The 16,950-nt window shown below is 40.7% G+C and carries 18 protein-coding genes; 3 read left to right on the top strand and 15 right to left on the bottom strand.

Annotation, left to right across the window (positions count from 1 at the left end; genetic code table 11):
* Positions 1–650: 650 nt before the first annotated feature.
* From PVK63_RS06920 to PVK63_RS06910, 3 genes are all read left to right on the top strand, one after another.
* Positions 651–1,922: an outer membrane protein transport protein gene (locus PVK63_RS06920; protein ID WP_274440141.1), complete on the top strand. Its 1,272-nt coding sequence runs from the start codon at positions 651–653 to the stop codon at positions 1,920–1,922.
* Positions 1,923–2,459: 537 nt separating this feature from the next.
* Positions 2,460–3,770 carry an outer membrane protein transport protein gene (locus PVK63_RS06915; protein WP_274440140.1) on the top strand — a complete coding sequence of 437 codons (1,311 nt, stop codon included), beginning with the start codon at positions 2,460–2,462 and terminating at the stop codon, positions 3,768–3,770.
* 165 nt (positions 3,771–3,935) lie between these two features.
* The gene (locus PVK63_RS06910) at positions 3,936–4,538 is read left to right on the top strand and encodes a DUF2238 domain-containing protein (RefSeq protein ID WP_274440139.1); all 603 of its coding nucleotides are present in this window, start codon (positions 3,936–3,938) and stop codon (positions 4,536–4,538) included.
* A gap of 160 nt (positions 4,539–4,698) precedes the next feature.
* Here the strand turns inward: PVK63_RS06910 and PVK63_RS06905 are convergent, their stop codons facing one another.
* The 15 genes from PVK63_RS06905 to PVK63_RS06835 all read right to left on the bottom strand — a co-directional run bounded on the left by PVK63_RS06905 (position 4,699) and on the right by PVK63_RS06835 (position 16,937).
* On the bottom strand, positions 4,699–5,481 hold the full coding sequence (locus PVK63_RS06905; protein WP_443111684.1) for an MlaA family lipoprotein: 783 nt from the start codon (positions 5,479–5,481) through the stop codon (positions 4,699–4,701).
* A gap of 109 nt (positions 5,482–5,590) precedes the next feature.
* Positions 5,591–6,805 carry a c-type cytochrome biogenesis protein CcmI gene (gene ccmI, locus PVK63_RS06900; protein WP_274440135.1) on the bottom strand — a complete coding sequence of 405 codons (1,215 nt, stop codon included), beginning with the start codon at positions 6,803–6,805 and terminating at the stop codon, positions 5,591–5,593.
* Positions 6,802–7,317, bottom strand: a complete 516-nt coding sequence (locus PVK63_RS06895; RefSeq protein WP_274440134.1) for a cytochrome c-type biogenesis protein — start codon at positions 7,315–7,317, stop codon at positions 6,802–6,804. The genes ccmI and PVK63_RS06895 overlap by 4 nt, the downstream gene beginning before the upstream one ends.
* Entirely contained in the window at positions 7,317–7,868 is a 552-nt protein-coding gene (locus PVK63_RS06890; RefSeq protein WP_130048692.1) for a DsbE family thiol:disulfide interchange protein, read from the bottom strand. Before PVK63_RS06890 ends, PVK63_RS06895 begins: the two co-directional genes overlap by 1 nt.
* A gap of 3 nt (positions 7,869–7,871) precedes the next feature.
* Complete coding sequence (locus PVK63_RS06885; protein ID WP_274440133.1) at positions 7,872–9,830, bottom strand: heme lyase CcmF/NrfE family subunit; 1,959 nt, start codon at positions 9,828–9,830, stop codon at positions 7,872–7,874.
* Complete coding sequence (gene ccmE / locus PVK63_RS06880) at positions 9,827–10,312, bottom strand: cytochrome c maturation protein CcmE (protein ID WP_130048690.1); 486 nt, start codon at positions 10,310–10,312, stop codon at positions 9,827–9,829. The genes PVK63_RS06885 and ccmE overlap by 4 nt, the downstream gene beginning before the upstream one ends.
* Complete coding sequence (gene ccmD, locus PVK63_RS06875) at positions 10,309–10,515, bottom strand: heme exporter protein CcmD (protein WP_130044165.1); 207 nt, start codon at positions 10,513–10,515, stop codon at positions 10,309–10,311. Before ccmD ends, ccmE begins: the two co-directional genes overlap by 4 nt.
* Positions 10,516–10,536: 21 nt before the next feature.
* Positions 10,537–11,289, bottom strand: coding sequence for a heme ABC transporter permease (locus PVK63_RS06870; protein WP_130048688.1), 753 nt, complete (start codon positions 11,287–11,289; stop codon positions 10,537–10,539).
* A gap of 42 nt (positions 11,290–11,331) precedes the next feature.
* A complete protein-coding gene (gene ccmB / locus PVK63_RS06865) occupies positions 11,332–12,000 on the bottom strand; it encodes a heme exporter protein CcmB (protein WP_130048687.1) in 669 nt (222 codons plus the stop codon).
* Positions 12,001–12,615, bottom strand: a complete 615-nt coding sequence (ccmA, locus tag PVK63_RS06860; protein ID WP_130048686.1) for a cytochrome c biogenesis heme-transporting ATPase CcmA — start codon at positions 12,613–12,615, stop codon at positions 12,001–12,003.
* 287 nt (positions 12,616–12,902) lie between these two features.
* Positions 12,903–13,364: a DUF2802 domain-containing protein gene (locus PVK63_RS06855; RefSeq protein ID WP_274440130.1), complete on the bottom strand. Its 462-nt coding sequence runs from the start codon at positions 13,362–13,364 to the stop codon at positions 12,903–12,905.
* Entirely contained in the window at positions 13,364–13,858 is a 495-nt protein-coding gene (locus tag PVK63_RS06850; RefSeq protein ID WP_130044160.1) for a chemotaxis protein CheW, read from the bottom strand. Before PVK63_RS06850 ends, PVK63_RS06855 begins: the two co-directional genes overlap by 1 nt.
* A gap of 28 nt (positions 13,859–13,886) precedes the next feature.
* Positions 13,887–15,026, bottom strand: coding sequence for a chemotaxis protein CheW (locus PVK63_RS06845; protein ID WP_274449249.1), 1,140 nt, complete (start codon positions 15,024–15,026; stop codon positions 13,887–13,889).
* Positions 15,026–15,793: a ParA family protein gene (locus PVK63_RS06840; protein WP_130048683.1), complete on the bottom strand. Its 768-nt coding sequence runs from the start codon at positions 15,791–15,793 to the stop codon at positions 15,026–15,028. Before PVK63_RS06840 ends, PVK63_RS06845 begins: the two co-directional genes overlap by 1 nt.
* A gap of 10 nt (positions 15,794–15,803) precedes the next feature.
* The gene (locus PVK63_RS06835; protein WP_274440127.1) at positions 15,804–16,937 is read right to left on the bottom strand and encodes a protein-glutamate methylesterase/protein-glutamine glutaminase; all 1,134 of its coding nucleotides are present in this window, start codon (positions 16,935–16,937) and stop codon (positions 15,804–15,806) included.
* Positions 16,938–16,950 lie beyond the last annotated feature (13 nt).

Genomic DNA, 16,950 nt, shown 5'->3' with positions numbered 1-16,950 from the left:
AATCGATGTGGTCAGAATAAAAAACAATTAACGATAATAGCCAATTGTAAAATCAGTTTCACCTGATAAGGAGAAAGTAAAGTCAGCCTTCAAAAGGAAATGTTATCTTGCTCAACGGGTTGATTGCTCAACCAGATAACGAGATCAACTATAACGCGTCTCAGAATTCATTTATTGAAATAGATCAATTTTATGTTCTTTTACTACCTTCCTGCTTAATTAATGAATTCAAAACCAAGCAAACACCTCGTGAATGCTTTGTAACCACTAACCAACATTCCTCCCAAAAAAAGTGAAAAAATTAAAAGTTTTCATCAATTTAACATTAGAAAATGACCAGTATAGAGCTTAAACTCTAAATACCACAAAGGGATAGAAATAATTTAAATTAATCAATAAGTTAACTATATTATCATTAATAAAAAATTAGGCTTAAAATAGAGTTTTAGCTCTAGTATTGTTAATTAAGAGTGGCATTTAAGAGCAAATCACGACCAGATCACGAATTTTAATGAATTTTTAGCAGTGGTCGGATTTGTCGTCTATGATCTGATCGTTATTATCTCGGCATCGAGATTTCAGTCTCAACTAAAAAAATCTTTTCAGTCGCAGAATTGAAAGGAAATAACAATACATGGAATATAATAATTATGAATAAGAAGCGTCTGTTTTCAAAAACACTTCTAGCAGCAACCATCACTCTTGCAACACAACAAGCTACTGCTGCCGGTTTCCAACTAAACGCACAATCAGCAACGGGCCTAGGCCGTGCATTTGCTGGTGATGCAGTAATCGCTGATAACGCATCAGTAATGTCACGTAACGCCGCTGCCATGGCTCTATTTGATTCATCACAGTTTTCAGGCGGTGTTAACTACATCAAAACTGATATTGATGTGACTGATGTAAATTATGCGGGCCAGTTAGCTGGCGGAGCTCCTGTAGACGATGCGAATAATAGCAGCGGCACACCAGTTCCAAACATCTATTATATTCATCGTTTAAATGACCAATGGGCTTTTGGTGCGGGTATTTATTCTAACTTTGGTACAACCAACAATTTCGATGATAATTTTGGAGCAGGTTCAGGCAACCTTGGGCTTGGTATTCCTGATGCTAGTTTATTTGGTGGCACAACTGAAATAAAAAGTATTAACTATGCTTTAACCGTATCATATCGTATTAATGAGCAATTCAGTGTCGGTGGTGGTTTAGATATCATTCAAGGTAGCGGAAAATTAAAGCGAGATATGGCCCCTGGTATAAACGCATTAGATGTTGAAGCTGATGGTATTGGCCTTGGCTGGAACTTAGGCGCTGTATATGAGCTAGATGAACGTAACCGTTTTGGTTTCTCATACCACTACAGCCCAGAAATTGAAGCTGAAGGTGATATGTATATGCTTGACGCTGATCCTACATCCTCTACATTTGGCCAAAATGTAATTGATGGTCAAACTCTACTAATGCCTCTTCCAAGCATGGCTGAGTTCTCTGGTTATCATGAAATAAAAGACACTAAATTTGCAGTTCACTATTCTGTACAATGGATTGGTTGGAGCGCATTCGATGAATTAAACACCAAAGAAGGTGTAAACATCAATAATTACAAATGGCAAGATGGCATGCATTACTCAATTGGTGGTACTTACTTCCTAAACGAAGCATGGACATTACGTGCTGGTTACATGTATGACACTGCTGCACAGGATAATTTAACCTCGATTTCTGTTCCTGATTCAGATCGTCAATGGCTTTCTGGTGGCTTTAGCTACCACTTCCAAAAGAAACACACGGTTGATTTTGGTTTCACTTACCTAATGGGTGATGAAGTTGATGTTAGTGAAAAAGATGGCGCCCTAACAGCAAAAACTCAAGCAAATGCTATTCTTGCTGGTGTTCAGTACAGCTACAGCTTTTAAGATTCATTCTTAAAAGTGTAAATACAAAAGGTCAGCATACGCTGGCCTTTTTTGATCGCCACGTATCTAAAAACAATGCCATATAAACTAGAAACGATACGCTGCGCTAACTAGAACGCTTCGCTCTATAAGAGCAAACAACCCCCTCTAACTCCCCCTTCTATTTACTTTATCGATCTCAATAACTCATCAATCAAGGGGGAGAACCTTCTTTGATGCTGTTCGTTCAGCGATCACCTCTAAAACCTGCAAGCGAAGCGATCTGAACCCTGCTCTTCCTAGTCCCTAACTTACTTGATTTTCAGCGTACACATATACCCTCAAATACCAATTAAGATATACACCTGTACGCCAAATAACACATCCGACCAGATAAATACAGAAAATTTAGCTAAATCTGAAACTTTTTACAGAAAAAAGCACTTAAAACTCGAATAAATCAATTTTTTGTTTGAAGTTTTTACTCTAGAACGTATTATCCACTTCAACTTATTACCACGAAATTCAGCGTACACTTGTACCAATATGGAAAAATCAATGAACAATAATAAAAACCGCCTATCTCTTGCTATTGCACTTGGTCTATTAGGCTCAGTAACAAGCACAACGTCTATGGCAGCAGGCTTCCAATTGGCAGAGTATTCAGCGACTGGTCTTGGTCGTGCGTATGCAGGTGAAGCAGCAATGGCTGACGGTGCTGATGCACAATGGCGTAACATGGCAATGCTGACTTACCTAGAAGGTACGCAGATTTCGGTGGGTGGTATTTATGTTGACCCTAACGTTGATGTAAATGGAAAGATCAATGACACAATATCAACGAGCTCTAAAGATTTTGCTCACAGTGCTGTAATCCCTAACTTTTATCTATCGCACCGTGTTAATGAAAAGCTAGCTCTTGGTGTTGCTCTTGGTACTAATTACGGCATGGAAACGGATCTTGATGACAACTTTGCCGCAAGCCACTTTGGTAATACCGCAAGCATCATCACTAAAGAATTGAATCTAAACATCGCTTACCAAGTAATACCACAGCTAAGCGTTGGTGGTGGCGTTCGCTATGTGATGGGCGAAGGTCACTTTGGTGCAACCGCTCCTAAAGGTGCCAAACTGCCAATTCCTGGTACTCCCGGCTTACCAATACCTCAAGGCGATACATTAAAATACATGGAAGGTACGGATGAAGCGTTTGGTTGGCAAGTGGGTACCGCGTGGCAAATCAACGACGCAAACCGTATTGGCTTTACCTATAAGTCAGAAGTAAAATTAGATTTAGAAGGCCACGCTGAAGGTATTGGATTTAAATTACTTCCAAATACCACGAAAGATGGTTCTATGGCCTTAGCCATGCCTGCAACAGCTGAATTAGCAAGTTTCCACCAACTAACCGATTCGGTTGCTATTCATGCAAGCGTTAACTGGACGGATTGGAGCAGCTTTGAAAAACTAGAAGCCGATTTCCATGACGGTAAAGCACCAACAATGGTTAAAGAAGAGCATTGGGAAGATAACTACCGCATCGCGCTAGGTGGTACTTACCAACTGAACCAAAAAATCACCTTACGTTCTGGCATTGCTTACGATACTTCAGCGGTTAGTGATAAAAACCGTACTATCACAATTCCTGAAACGGATCGCACTTGGTTAAGTATTGGCGCTGGCTATGAGTGGTCACAAAATCTATCACTAGATGCCGGTTTTACTTATATTATTGCTAAAGATGCGCCTATCACAGAATCTCGTGGCTATGAATCAGATAACGAAGCTCAAGCTATCGGTGGTTCTTTCAACGGCGAAACAACTGGTAGCGTATGGCTACTAGGTGTTCAAGCGAACTACCGTTTCTAATCAGTACTGACTGACTACATAGAAATTTCATTAGGCCTCTTTATTGAGGCCTTTTTTATTTATAGCTGTATCTAACATTCAAAAACTAGACCTTGCCGATATAAATCAGCACGCTACACTCAATTTATAGCGTTTTTAAGCACCATTATTTGGAGCCATTTATTCATGACTTTCATTACGACACTTAAACAACAACCTATATTATTACTGCTTACGATTATTTATAGTGCTGTATTTTCATTCTCAGCTTTTGACCCAATATCACGCGCCGTTTGGGTTGCTGAGATATTGCCAGCATTATTAATCCTCGCTGGTATTTTTTATATGGCAACACGTTTTGAGTTTAGCAAAACCACTTATATATTAATGTTTGTCTGGCTTACTCTTCATACTATCGGCTCAAAATACACCTTTGCTGATGTCCCTTTTGACTGGTTTAATAATTTAATTGGGTCTGAGCGTAATAACTTTGATCGCGTCGCTCATTTCTCTATTGGCTTTTATGCTTACCCTATTGCAGAATATTTAATTAAAACCAAGAAATGCTCTGCACCACTTGCGATGGCGTTTGGTTTGTTTACCCTAATGAGCGTCGCTGCAGGCTATGAGATCGTCGAGTGGTGGTATGCGGCCATTGCAGGCGGTGAAGAAGACATTGCTTTTTTAGGATCACAAGGTGACATTTGGGATGCACAGAAAGATATGTTGTGTGATACTGCGGGGGCATTAAGCGCTTTATTGTTAATGCTAATCCAACGTAAAAAATAGACAGAGTTCAGAGTTCAGAGTTCAGAGTTCAGAGTTCAGAGTTCAGAGTTCAGAGTTCAGAGTTCAGAGTTCAGAGTTCAGAGTTCAGAGTTCAGAGTTCAGAGTTCAGAGTTCAGAGTTCAGGAAAATGGTGAATCCTGAACTCTGATAATACTAAATATTATTCGTCTATTTCATCTAAGTAATCGTCAAGATCGCCTTCTGCATCTAAGTCTACTTCTGGTTCAACTTCTGCTTTAAAGTCTTGACGTTGTAAATACACATCTCGCGTTAATGCGTATGGATCTGGCGAGGCTTCTAACATTGGCTCTTGTGAGATCAACTGAACACGAGATTCCATTCCTTCTAAACCCCATTTTCCAAGACCTTGCCAGAAGTTTAAGTAAGAAAGAGGCATATAAAAGCCATCAACAAAATCCCCTGCTTCACGCAATGTCCAAGGGCCATAACCCGGTAGCATAAAGTACGGTCCATTCCCAACACCATAATGACCAAGCGCATCACCAAAGGATTTACTGTCTGGTTTATTTATCTCAGCAGCACTGGCTATATCAATTAAGCCTACCAAGCCTAATGTTGTATTTAACCAAAATCGATTAAAGTGAACCATGGCTACGTTGCCATTACCCATGATTAAATTATTCACCATACTCGATGGCTCATCTAGGTTAGCGAGGAAATTGGCTATCCCCATTCGAATTGGGCTTGGGGTGTATTCAACATAACCAACCGAGACAGGACGCACTAAATACGGGTCTAAAATATCGTAATTTAGCCCCCACATTACACGGTTGAATCCCTCTAACGGATCACCGCGATGAGAATCATCGTACTCTACCTCTACGACTTCTGTTGTTTCTACTTCATTATTATCTTGTTCTGGCGTTTGAGAGCAACCTACAATCAAAAACAATAACGAAAAAGATATCCCTATTCTCTTCAGCACAATACACCTTCGCCTAGCTTTATTAATATTATTATAGTTTATTCAAAAAAAACGGGCAGAAGCTCAATGCCTCTACCCGTCGTAGTATGCCACTTGTTAAAAGATATTAGTATTGCTTATCTATCTCAAGCGATACATTCTTTCCTAGCGTACTTACTGCACTTTCACCGTACCAGTCGCCGTCTTTTGTTGATACGTTACCATCTTGATCGATACGAGCTCGAACAATAAAGTTTGGCATATCAGACAATTTACGCTGCTCCATCATATTATTGTCATCTGACATCATGATGCTAAGTGGGAAGCGACTTAGTGGGATACGAGCCGCTGCCACAGGCATTGGTGAACCGTCAGCAGGATGAATAGAAACAATCACGACACCTTGTGATGGCAGTGTCACATTACTGCCAAGGTTAATCGTAATAGGCACTTGCTTATCAAGATTCGCTTCAGGGTTCATCTTAGATTTTGCACGTTCGATACTGCGAGTCAGCATTTCATAGCGAGAGTCATCAGGACCAATCAGCATTTGCATTGCTTTCCATGCAGATACTGCACCTTTATAGTCTTGACGTTCAAACGAACTGAACGCAAGTAGCGATAAAGCGCGTAAATTGGTCGAGTCACCACGAAGTACTTGCTTAAGCATTTGCTTGGCTTGATCTGCTTTTGCGTCATCACCTGAAAGCATTAGTGCTTGTGCATAGCCTAATTTGATATCAACATCTGTTGGTTTTAATGCATACGCTTTTTTCATTGCGCCCACAGAGGTATCAATATCACGATTTGACATACCAATACGACCTAACAAGAACCAGCCCATTGCATCATTAGGCTCATGGTGCAACTTGGTACGTAGTGCTAAAGTCAGGTTTGCCATTTCAGCGTCACTTAGCGCAACACCTTCTGGGTTCATTAGTTGTTGAGATAGTTCAGGTAAGCGTGCACTTACTTCTTGCCACTTTTCAACTTTATCTAAGCTGCCAAATTTAAAATATAGCCCATACGAGATAACGATAAAGATGATGATTGAAGGCAGGATAAATAATCGTGCATTCAAGCTGTCTTGTTGTGCTTTCTCTGTTGCGGGAATATCATCTAGCAAAGATTGCTTTAGCTCTGTAATTAACTCATCTTGGTTATTCACAAGGCCTTCGGCGTCTTCTTCTTTCAGTTCAGCTAAGCGATCTTTATAGAAGGCTTTGTTCAATTCATCTCGGCGTGCTTCATCGTCTTGCGCTTTTGCTTTCCATAACGGAAGCGCGATAAATACAACACCAACAACAATTAGGGCTAAGGTCGAAATCCAAAACAAAATCATTTGTTTACCTTCCCATCTTCATTTTTATTCTCATTTAATAAGGCGTTCAAACGTTCTTCATGTTCGTTATCCCACTCTTCTGAATTATCTTCTGTTACCACTTTTGATTTACGGCTACGAAGCACAATAAAACCAAAGCCAAACACAAGTACACCTAGCGGGCCTAGCCATAAAACCAATGTCCCAGCAGTTAGCGGTGGATCGTAAGTAACAAAGTTACCGTAACGATCAATCATATAGTCGACAATTTCTTGGTCTGATTTACCGGCTTTAGTCATTTCATACACCTTATGGCGCATGTCTTGAGCAAGCTCTGCATTTGAATCAGCAATGTTATTGTTCTGACATTTAGGGCAACGTAATGTTTGACCTAGTTCTTTAAATTGCTGCTCTTGCTCTGGCGAATCAAACTTATATAAATCAATGGTTGCGTAACTTGCTTGCACCGTAAAAAAACTGAATGCGATAGCAGCAAAACTACGAAGTCTCCATTTACGTAAGCTAGTTTTCATTATTTAGCCTCCGCAATCAGTTGATCATACATTGGCTTTAATACTTCGTTCCAATTGCGATCATTTACATCACCAACATGACGATAGCGAACGATACCGTTGCTGTCGATTAGGAAGGTTTCAGGTGCGCCGTACACACCTAAATCCATACCCAGCATGCCATCACCATCAAATAGAGTGATTAAATACGGGTTACCTAACTCAGTTAGCCATTGAATTGCACCGGCTCTATCGTCTTTGTAGTTCATACCGATAATCTTAACACCTTGAGTGGCAAGGGTATTAAGATACTGATGCTCGGCATAACACGTTGGACACCACGTTGCCCATACGTTCAGTAATAAAGGTTCTCCTTTAAAAATACTTTGATCGTATAGTTTGCCTTCTTGTGCTAAATCTTCTAAACGAAACTCTGGCACGTGCTTACCAACTAACACTGATTCTAGCTTTGTTGGATCATCGCCATTTGAGTTGCGTGTTAACTGAGTAGCAAACACGGCAACTAAAATTAAAAACAGTGCTAGAGGTGCAAATAAAAACTTCTTATTCATAATTTAAGCTTCCTGTTTTTTATCTGTTTTACGGAAACGGTAACGCTTATCAGATAGCGCTAACATACCGCCAAGAGCCATAAATAATGAGCCCGCCCAAATCCAACGTACAAATGGTTTGTAGTAAATACGAACAGCCCATGAACGGTTATCATCCAAGCGCTCACCCATTGCGATGTATAAATCACGAGTGAAACCACGATCAATCGCCGCCTCGGTCATCATTGAACCTGCCGTTTGGTAAAAACGTTTTTCAGCATGGAGCGTATTAATCGCTTTGCCATCTAACGTAATGTCAAAATCAGCAGTATAACCATCATAGTTAGGACCATCTGTATCACGAACACCAGCAAAGTAGAACTGGTAACCGTTCATTTCAATGTGTTCACCCGGTGCTAAACGAACATCTTTTTCGATGCTGTAGTTTTGTACCATTGCAATACCAATAATACTTACGGCTAGACCAATGTGCGCGAACATCATTGCCCAGTGGCTGCGACCCAGTTTCGTTATACCTACAGAGAATGAATGACGATGAGTTGCACGCTCGTACAATTCAAAACCGTGTAAAATCACAATCCAAATAGACATCATCCAGCCAAGGTATGGCATGAATTGGAATCTATCGGCAAAGATAACCATGAAGATTGCGGCTAGTGGGATGGTAATCGCACCAGTAATCACCATGCGTTTTGCTAAGTGACTTAAATTGTCACGCTTCCAACGGATCAGAGGACCAATACCTAGTAGGAAAGCAAATGGGATCATTAACCATGCAAACAGCATATCAAAGAACGGCGCACCGATAGAAACTGAGCCTAAACCTAGTTGTTTATGCACTAACGGTAATAACGTACCAACAAGTACAACAACTAAAGCTGTCATTAATAAGATGTTGTTAGCTAATAACGCATTTTCACGTGAGAACAGTGAGAAGTTACCACGAACTCGTACTGATGCACCTTTTAGAGCGAACAGCAGTAATGAACCACCGATCACCATAACTAGGAAGCCAAGAATAAACATACCTCGTGCAGGATCAGAAGCAAAGGCGTGAACCGATACTAAGATGCCTGAACGTACAAGGAATGTGCCTAATAAACTTAATGAGAAGGCTAAAATCGCCAGCAATACTGTCCACGCTTTAAAGGTGCCACGTTTCTCAGTTACCGCTAATGAGTGCATTAGTGCGGTACCAGCAAGCCAAGGCATGAATGATGCGTTTTCTACTGGATCCCAGAACCACCAGCCACCCCAGCCAAGTTCATAATATGCCCACCATGAACCTAAAGAGATACCTACCGTTAGGAATGACCATGCTGCGATTGTCCAAGGACGAGACCAACGAGCCCAAGCCGTATCTAAACGACCCGCCATTAGTGAAGCAATAGCGAAAGAGAACGCAACTGAGAAACCTACATAACCCATGTATAGCATTGGTGGGTGAATGATTAGACCTGGATCTTGAAGAAGCGGGTTCAAATCACGACCATCAATTGGGAAGAATGGCAAAGTACGTAAGAATGGGTTTGACGTTAGAATAATGAAAAGTAGGAAACCAACGTTAATCCACCCCATTACTGCTAATACTCGTGCAATCGACTCTTGTGGCATACCACGACTGAAGGTTGCTACGGCAACGGTCCAACCTGCTTGGATAAGAACCCAAAGCAATAAAGATCCTTCGTGAGCACCCCAAACGGCGGTTAAACGGTAATACCAAGGAAGTAAGCTGTTTGAGTTACTTGCTACATATTGCAGAGTGAAATCGTTAATGTAGAAGGCCCACATTAAGATCCCAAATGATAAGCCAAGGAGTAAGAACATTCCCCATGACAATGGTCTTGCACTTTGCATTAATGCTTTATTACCACGGCTCACGCCATATATTGGTAATATACTCAATAGGATTGAAAGCCCTAGAGAAGCAATTAAGGCAAAATGACCGAGTTCTGCGATCATTGACCTGTTCCTTGTTTTTGTTGTTCTGTGTATTGAAGTGGTTCATGCGTTTTCTTCATTGCTTCTGCAACTTCAGGTGGCATGTACTCTTCATCATGTTTTGCCAATACTTCATGAGCCTTAATCGTTGTTGCATCTACAAGAACACCTTGTGCAACAATACCTTGGCCTTCACGGAATAAATCCGGAAGAATACCATTATAAGTTACGGTCACTTCAGGGCCAATATCAGCAACCTTGAATGACACTTCTAATGAATCACTGTCACGTTTTACTGATCCTGCGACAACCATACCACCGATACGAAGACGCTGGCCAACCTCTGGTTTTGTTCCATCAGGTTTACCATTAACCAGTTCAGTTGGTGTATAGAATAAATCCATATTTTGATTCAATGCGTAAATCATTAAACCAACGGTTGCACTGACCCCAAAGAATAGAGCAAGGATCAATCCTAGGCGCTTTTTACGTCTTGGATTCATAGTGTGTTCTCCATAGTTTTTGCTTTTTTAATTCGTTCTTCTCGTGCCATTTTTTGTTCAATCTCTTTTAGCAATTGACGACGCTTGCCTAAGCTAGAGAATAAAATCCAAAATAAGGAGAGAAAAGTGGCACCAAAGGCACCCCATACATAAACGGCATAACCGCCCATGGCTAAAAAATCACTGAAAGTTTCAAAATGCATAACAATAATTCCCTTCTCTTGTTATTTAGACGCGGTAGATTTTGGTTCTACTAGCGCTCTAACCCAAGGACGATGGCTCTCTTTTGCTAAAATTTCATTCCTAAAACGAATAAGAGTCACAGAACCAAAGAAAGTTGCAAAGCCAATGATATTTAATAATAAAGGCCACAACATATCGGCAGAAATGGAAGGTTTATCAAACTTTGTAATGCTTGCGCCTTGATGAAGGGTATTCCACCACTCTACTGAGAAGTGAATAATTGGTAGGTTTATCACACCAACAATGGCAAGAATACCTGCGGCACGAGCTGCAGTACGCTGATCATCAAATGCGTTATATAACGCCATTACACCTAGGTATAAGAAAAGAAGAATCAGTTCAGACGTTAAACGTGCATCCCATACCCACCATGCGCCCCACATTGGTTTACCCCAAACGGCACCGGTAAGCAAAGCAATGAACGTGAATACAGCACCAATCGGCGCCATTGCCGCTGCTGCCATGTCTGACAGTTTCAACTGCCAAACGAGACCAATAAATGCCGCAATTGCCATCGACATATAAGCACCCATTGACAGAATGGCCGAAGGAACATGTATGTAGATAATTCTAAAACTATCACCCTGCTGATAATCAGAAGGAGCAAACGCCAGTCCCCAAATGGTACCTACCGTTAAACTGATAATTGAAATCACCGCAAACCACGGCAATAGCGTGGTACTTAATTGATACGCTTTCTCTGGTTTAGCGTAAGGATGAAGCCATTTCCACATTGGTTTATCTCACTTACTCAAATATAAAATTATAATTATGATTTATTGAACACTCACTCGCAGTGCCGAACTAATGGCAAATGGAGTCAATGTTGCGGAGCCCATAAAAAGAGCACCTAAAATTGCTAGTTGGCCATTATAAGCCATACCGAGACCAGCAGCATCAATTGCTGATGTCGCAAAAATTAGAACCGGGATATATAAAGGTAGAATCAATAAGCTAAGTAAAACACCACCCTTTTGTAGTCCAACGGTTAACGCCACTCCAACAGCACCAAGAAAACTTAACGTTGGCGTCCCAAGTAATAATGTTAATACGATAGCCAGCCACGAATTAAAATCCAAAGACAACAATATGGCAAGCAATGGACTAATAATGATTAACGGTAGACCTGTTAGTACCCAGTGAGCAAAGACTTTAGCTAAAACTAATACCGACAAAGGAGTTGGCATTAACATCATCTGCTCTAATGAACCATCTGAAAAATCGTCTCGAAACAATCGCTCTAAAGAAAGTAAGGCCGATAATAAAGCGGCTACCCACACAATACCTGCTGCAATACGCGCTAGAAGTACTGGCTCAGGACCAATACTAAGTGGGAATAAGGTAATTACGATAATAAAAAACCACAAAGGGTTAAGAATATCTGCTTTACGACGAAAGGCGATTAATAGCTCACGTCGAATAATTGTTGTCATTGAAGCAAGCATCTATTCACCTAATCTGATTTTTTTAAGTTCATTACTGTCTGTAAATAGATCTTGGTGCGTGGTAAGCAAAACAATGCCCCCTTGTTTTGCGTGATCCATAAATAGCTGTTCAAGCACTTTAACCCCTTGTTTATCAATCGCAGTCAAAGGCTCGTCTAAAATCCATAGCTTTTGTTTACTAAGCCAAAGTCTCGCTAAAGCAACTCGACGCTGTTGGCCTGCAGATAATTGCCCTGCTGCAACATCTTCACGCCCAGCTAAACCCACTCTTGCTAACGCATCCCAAATGGCATTTTCATCATATTGGTTATGCATAGATTGATAAAAAGTGAGGTTTTCAAATGCAGTTAACTCACGTTTAACGCCGGTATGATGACCTAAAAAAAGCAAATCGCTATGAAATTCTTCACGACTTTTCTTTATAGATTCACCCTTCCAATAGATCTCGCCTTCATCCGCATAACCTAAACCTGCAATAATGCGAAGCAATGTGGTTTTACCTGCACCATTTTGCCCTTCTATCTGAATTAACTCACCATCTGAGATAGTAAAACTCAATTGTTCAAATAGAACGCGTTCATCTCGAATACAGGTAACGTTACGAATTTCTAGCATAAGTATCTATTGTTGAAAAATATTAGGGGCATTCTAGCACAGCAAAAACGGGGAAACTTAGATATAAAACAAATCTATTTAGATAGATAAGTAAATAAGTATGTCCGATCGTTTCACTTTATCAATTCCTTTATATTTGTATGGGTATCAATAAGTTGCTTCACACAAAAGTAATATACTACTTAATGGTTAGTTAATTTAAAATTACAGATCGGGATACTATAAGATGAATAAAAAAAAGCCCCTCAATGAGGAGCTTCTATGTGTTCTGCAAAATTAGAAAGCCGTTATTCTTCGTCTTCTAATCGTAATGGTGGCATAGAGCCTTTACCAGCTGCTATTTTGGCTTGTAAAGACATCATTAACTCGGCTTCTGCTTTAGGCAACTCACACTCTTCCATCAACTCATTGATTCCTGCGCCTAACTGAACCAATTTGTTGGCTCTTGAATACAAACGGCTATCCGCATCTGTATTTTCTAGTTCATTTAAACGATCATCAAAATGTTGACTTAACTGAGTCATATCCGCTACTTTTTGTCCCAAATTGATTGAGCCAGTACGGAATTCAACAAATTGCTTTTGTAGCTTTTGTTGCTCATCTTGAAGTTGTTTGTTTTGCGCCTGAGCTTGAGTTAATTGTAATTCTAATTGCTTGTTTTTACGGTTTAATAAAACATAAACCACAAGCACTAGGATCATTGCTGTTGCTGCAAATAGCTCTGAGAGCTGAGTTAAAATATCAACCATTATAGGCTTGCCATGTCATCCCATTCGTCTTCAGACAAAAGTTTGTTAAGGTCAACCAAGATAAGTAACTTGCCGTCACGGTTGCTAACGCCTTGGATGAACTTAGCGCTTTCTTCCGTACCAACACTTGGCGTAGTGTCAATCTCTGATGAACGTAAGTATACAACTTCTGCCACGCTATCAACAAGGATACCGATAACTTGACGCTCAGATTCGATCACAATAATACGTGTATTGTCTGTGATTTCACCTTGCATTAGACCAAAACGTGAACGAGTATCAATAACAGTGACTACATTACCACGAAGGTTAATGATACCTAGAACGTAATCTGGCGCGCCCGGAACGGGTGCAATTTCGGTATGACGTAATACTTCACGTACTTGCATTACATTGATACCGTAAGTTTCTTCTTCTAGTTGAAACGTTACCCACTGTAATACTTCATCATTAACTTGATCTTTACGGATCTCTACTTCATTAACCTGAGACATTTTATTTCCTCGTACTCTTAGAGTTATTTTACTCTATTCCCTTAATGTCCAAACCGGCATTAAGCATCGCAATCATCGCCTCAACATGAATCAAGGCACACATCTTTTCTTTTACCATTCCTGATAACCACGGACGTTTTCCTGCCGTTTCTCGCCAACGAATTCGATCACTGGTAAGGGTTTCAGTTCCAGCTAGCGCATTACACGCTAAACCCCATTTGCTCTCACCAAGCATAACAAGGTATTGATAATCTTCTTTATAGCTTTCATCTTTGATGCTTTGTGGCATCACCCACTTTGCAGTATCAAGCGCATCAATTTTAATTTCTCTATTTGTTTGCAAACCAAGATACCAATCCGGGCGACCAATTAGGTGACTCAGCTCGGTAATTTGGTGAATACCGCCTAACTCCGCTAATGGTACAGCAAACATAACTCCCATCACTTCAAAAAATAGGACTTGAAATTCTTCTTGATGCTCTGCGTTTTCCCAATCTAGCCCACTTGGTGGTGGCGCTTTTCCTGCTTGGGTTTTTAACTGGGTTTCAGTAGCTTCTTCACTCTCATTATCGACAATGGGTTCTACTTCTTCAATCTGAGGTTCAGAAGAAGAAGAAATATTCACTTTATCTGAAATATCCCATGCTGATAAGTCGAGTTCTTCTTCAGCTTCCTCTTTAATAATCGAGTCGCTTTTAATATTTGAAGAAGCAACGAGAACGTCTTGAGTTTCGGTTTCAGCTTTTTCAATTGCTGGTTCGATTCTCATTGGTTCTGTTTCTACATCGTCAATAATCAGGGCGTCAATTTCAACTTGCGCTTCTAATTGTGAGTTTTCTAATTGACTTAATAATCGTTGAACGTCCTCTAATTGAGGTAATTCAAACGGGTAAGTGTCATTATCATCCTCTACTGGTGAGAACTGCGGTTGATATTGAGGCTCTGGTGTATTAATAGTTACTGACTCTGAGTGCCAATAAATAGGCTCTGGCTCTGGCTCTGGCTCTGGCTCTGGCTCTGGCTCTGGCTCTGGCTCTGGCTCTGGCTCTGGCTCTGGCATAATGCTATCTTCAGCGTCATGCTCAAGTTCAATAGCTTCTTCATCTAACAGTGATGAAAAATAATCATCAAGTGCTTCTTCACTGGTAAATGTTTTAAAGTCAGCCATTAAGCTAATCTCTCTAGATAATTCAATAACGTTTTATATGCAAAAACACCACGGCTATTTGGTGAAACAAATGACGGCGGCATTCTTTTTAAACTTGCGTCCCTAAACTTTGTATCAATTGGAACCGCGGATGCCCACACTTGATCTGAATAGGTCGACTTTAGATCCATTAACGTTTGTAGTGACGCGTTAGTACGCTTATCGTACATAGTTGGAATAATAGTAACATCAAAACGAGAAGGCTTATTTCTTTGCATTATCGTTAACGTTCGCATCATTCGCTCTAGCCCTTTCATAGCTAGAAATTCTGTTTGAACTGGGATCAGTATTCGAGTACTTGCTGCTAATGCATTAACCATCATTACCCCTAATATAGGAGGGCAATCAATCAATACATAGTCATATTCATCTTTTAATGCCGCCAATGCTCTTTTAAGTACTAACCCCATCCCACTACGGTTGCCCATTACTCGGTCAAGAGTGGCTAGTGACATATGAGCTGGAATGATATCTAACCCTGGAATGTCACTTTTTAATACAAACGGAGAAACAGTGGCTTTATTAATTGTCGGCAGTTGAAATAATTCAAATAAGCTGCAAGGCAAGTCATCAGAGTCATAGCCAAGATAAGTAGTCAACGATCCATGCGGATCAGTATCCACCATTAGGACACGTTTACCTCGTTGGTTCAATAAACCAGCTAATGTAATCGTTGTTGTTGTTTTACCAACACCACCTTTCTGGTTCGCTATGCTCCAGACAACCATTATACTTTTCCTACTTCAATCCAACTTCCACGAGCATTCTTTCAGCTACGCGTTCTAGAGGTAAACTTTCTGACGATAAGCCTGCTTTATCAATCGCTTGAGGCATGCCATAAACAACACAACTTTGCTCATCTTGAGACCAAATGGTTGCTCCTGCTGCTTTGAGCATTCGGCAGCCTTCACGGCCATCAGCACCCATTCCAGTTAAGATCATTGAAAGTACTTTATCGCCATACACTTTCGCGGCAGACCCAAAAGTAACATCCACGCAAGGCTTGTAGTTCATGCGCTCACCGCCGTCTAAAATCTTCAAACGAGAAGAGCCTGGACGACCATCAACCATCATCTGTAAACCACCCGGAGCAAGATACGCACAGCCTGGCTTTAATACATCACCATCCTCTGCTTCTTTCACTTGGATCTTACACAAATTATTTAAACGAGCCGCAAATGCTGCTGTAAATGTTGCAGGCATATGCTGAACTAAAATAATCGGATGCGGGTAATTAGCAGGGATTGCCGTTAATATCTTTTGTAATGCAACAGGACCTCCCGTTGAAGTCCCAATTGCGGTTAACTGATATTTTTTACCTGTTGCTTTAAAGCGCTGCGCGACTGCTACCGGTGCAACAGGTACACTTTTAGCAGGCGCTACCGTTGATGCTGTAGCACGAACAGTAGAACGAACTGTTGACGTTGTCGTTTGCGTTGTCTGCGTTGTCACAGATGGACGACGCATAAACAATTTTTTACGAGCAATTTCAGCAATACGCTTTTGCAATAAACTAACGGCTTCATCTCTATTACGAGCGATGTCTTCAAATTTCTTAGGTAAGAAGTCCAAAGCACCTGCGTCTAATGCATCCAATGTTGCTTTTGCGCCGTCATGGGTAAGAGAAGAAAACATCAAGGTTGGTGTTGGGCAAGCCTTCATGATTTCTCTTACTGCTGAGATGCCGTCCATGACAGGCATCTCAATATCCATAGTAATGACATCTGGTTTCAATGATTTTGCTTTTTCTACCGCTTCTTTACCATTAACAGCCACGTCGATAACTTCAAGACGAGGATCGGCATTAATGATTTCACTTACTCTGCGACGAAAAAAACTAGAATCATCTACAACTAATACTTTTATTGCCATGTGTATCCTTGTG

Origin of the sequence: Aliivibrio sp. S2TY2 (assembly GCF_028765525.1) — a bacterium.
In the GTDB taxonomy this organism is placed as follows: Bacteria; Pseudomonadota; Gammaproteobacteria; order Enterobacterales; family Vibrionaceae; genus Aliivibrio; species Aliivibrio finisterrensis_A.
The sequence above is the reverse complement of the archived record's forward strand: the minus strand, read 5'-3'. Positions and strand labels throughout refer to the sequence as shown.